Source organism: Pseudonocardia xishanensis (assembly GCF_039541715.1).
GTDB lineage: Bacteria > Actinomycetota > Actinomycetes > Mycobacteriales > Pseudonocardiaceae > Pseudonocardia > Pseudonocardia xishanensis.
The window spans coordinates 1-1175 of record NZ_BAABGT010000147.1 but is presented as its reverse complement, the minus strand read 5'-3'; the positions used below and the strand labels follow the sequence as shown (position 1 = coordinate 1175).

1 protein-coding gene is annotated in these 1175 nt (G+C 64.9%); it reads right to left on the bottom strand.

The genetic code is table 11. The features are described from left to right. The coding region (locus ABD993_RS36545) for an IS30 family transposase (protein ID WP_345428990.1) at positions 1-1175 on the bottom strand (1175 nt) is incomplete at both ends.

Sequence of the window (1175 nt, the reverse complement as noted above, 5' to 3'; positions counted from 1 at the left end):
CACTTCTTGCGTGGGGGTTCGGTCCCCGAGGCATAAGCGTGGTCGACTGTTCAGCTCCTCAGCGATCAGCTCGGCCTCGCCTCTACTCGTCTTCCCGAGATCAGTCCCTTTCGGTAGATACTGCCGGAGCAGGCCGTTCGTGTTCTCGTTCGTTCCTCGCTGCCACGGTGAGTGGGGATCGGCGAAGTATATCTTCAGTCCTGTCCGTTCCTCAATCCTAGGATGATGGAACATCTCGTTTCCCTGGTCCCAGGTGAGCGTCCTGCGTAGACCCGTCGGGAGCGCCCGGAAGGTGTCGGATAGGGCATCCGCCACGGCGGTGGCCGAGTAGCCATTCGGGAGCGGCACCAAGATGGTGAAGCGGGTCTTGCGTTCGACCAGCGTCGCGATCGCGGCGTGTCGAGTGGACCCGATGATCAGGTCGCCTTCCCAGTGCCCGATCTCCCGTCGCGACAGCACACCGGTAGGCCGCTCGTGGATCGACCGCATCGTCGTGCACTGCTTGAGTGCGCCGTCGCGGGTGCGTCCGCGCCCGCGGCGGCGACGATAGGTGCGGCCGGTGCGGAGCATCTCAGAGCGTTGAACCTGCCGTCGGCGCCCCAGAACATCTCGCGCAGGTAGTTCTCGGCTCCGCGGCGAGAGGTGGCCGTCGTAGACGGCGCGGTAGATCGTCTCGGTGCACACGTGCCAGGCCGTGCGACGCCGGAAACGGCGACGCAACCACCGGCTGACCTGAGCCGGTGACCACCGGCGGCGCAGCTTGACCACGACGACGCGGGCCAGATCGCCGTCGACGACGAGTCGCTGCAGCTTTGGACGCCTTCTCCGCAGATGCGCCTGATTGTGGGCATACCAGGGCTGGTAGGTGCCGTCCGGTTTCCGGTTCCGAGCGATCTCACGATACACCGACTGATGAGATTTCCCGACGCGGTCCGCGATCTTCTTCACCGGGTCCCCGGCCTTCAGGCCGTCCGCGATCTCGATGCGGTCGTTCTGGCTGAAATAGCGGTCGCTGATCGGGCGCTCCACGATGTGCACGGCGCCAGCATCGAGGAACCACAGCGAGCCACAGCTCACCGACACGCCGACCAGCCGCGCCGCCTCTGAGCTCCTGACACCCGACCGAATCAGTTCGAAATAGCGCCTCTTGAGTTCTGGCGGCATCTTGTTTGGAG